Raw genomic sequence first — 1518 nt, forward strand, 5'->3', positions numbered from 1 at the left:
CCGCCGCGCACCGGCACTTCAACACGCTGCTCGGCTGGTACGGCGGGCGGCCCGGGGTGCCGCGGCTGCGCGCGCTGGGCGTGCTCGACCGGGGCCCGTACGGCTGGACCGAGTACGCCGAGGCCCGCCCCTGTCTGACCCGCTACGACGTCGAGCGCTTCTACCGGCGCCAGGGCGCGCTGCTCGCCCTGCTGCACGTGCTGGACGGCACCGACCTGCACTTCGAGAACCTGGTCGCCTGCGGGGACCAGCCGGTGCTGGTGGACGTCGAGACGCTGTTCCACCCGCCGGCCGGCGGCCCCGTGCCCACCGAGGACCCGGCGGCCCGCGCGCTCGCCGAGTCCGTGCACCAGGTCGGCCTGCTGCCGCAGCTGCTGATCGGCGACGACGGCGCGGTGGACGTCTCCGGCATCGGCGGCGGCTGCACCGGACGGCGGCTGTCCCCCATCGACGGCGTGGACTGGTCGGCGGCCGGCACCGACGAGATGCGGCTGGTGCGCCGCCCCCGCCCGTTCGGAGAGGCGCACAACCGGCCCCGGCTGGGCGGCGCGCCCGTCGAACCCGCCGAGCACACCGAGGCGCTGGTGGCCGGCTTCCGCGCCGGGTACGCCGCGCTCGCCGAGGGCCGGGACGAACTCATCGGCCCGCGCGGCCTGTTGCGCGCCTTCGCGGACGCCGAGGTGCGGGTGGTGCCGCGCGCCACCCGGGTCTACGCCCGGCTGCTCGACGAGTCCACCCACCCGGACGTGCTGCGCGAGGCGGGCGCCCGGCAGGCCGTGCTCGACCTGCTGCGCACCGACGCGGTGGACGACCCGGGCCGTCCCGGGCTGGCCGGCCACGAGGTCGCCGACCTGTGGAGCGGCGACGTCCCGCTGTTCACCGCCCGGCCCGGCTCGCGCGACCTGTGGACCTCCGACGGCCGCCGGCTGCCCGGCGAGCTGTTCGAGGCGGGGCTGACCCGGGTCGAGGCCAAGCTCGCCGCGCTCGGCGCCGTCGACCGCAAGGACCAGGAGTGGATCGTCCGCGCGGCCATGGCGGGCGCCGCCGGCACCCCCGCCCACCGGCCGGGCCGCCCGGTACCGGAGAACGTCTGGGCCACCGCGCCCGAGCCCGAACAGCTGCTGGCCGCCGCCCGCGGCCTCGGCGACCAGCTGGTGGCGGCCGCCTACCAGGGCCGCTCGCGCACCAACTGGCTCGGTCTCGAACTGCTCGCCGACCGCTACTGGCGGGTGCGCCCGCTCGGCGCGGACCTGGCCGGCGGGTACACCGGCACCGCGCTGTTCCTCGCCCAGCTCGCCGCGCTCACCGGGACCGACCGCTACGCCGAGGTCGCCCGACGGGCCCTCGCGCCGCTGCCCGGGCTGTTCGACGCGCTGGCCGCCCACCCCGACCACCCGGCCGCCGTCGGCTCGGGCGCCTTCGCCGGCCTCGGCGGCATCGCCTACGCGCTGGCCGAACTCGCCCGCCTGCTCGGCGATCCGCTGGGCGCGGCGTGGACCGGCCCGGCGGTGGCGCTCA

The 1518-nt window shown here is 78.4% G+C and carries 1 protein-coding gene; it reads left to right on the forward strand.

All coding sequences use genetic code 11. The features are described from left to right. On the forward strand, nt 1-1518 hold a 1518-nt coding region (gene lanM, locus ABD308_RS33915), incomplete at both ends, for a type 2 lanthipeptide synthetase LanM (protein WP_344343595.1).

This window comes from Kitasatospora putterlickiae, assembly GCF_039527695.1.
Taxonomy (GTDB): domain Bacteria; phylum Actinomycetota; class Actinomycetes; order Streptomycetales; family Streptomycetaceae; genus Kitasatospora; species Kitasatospora putterlickiae.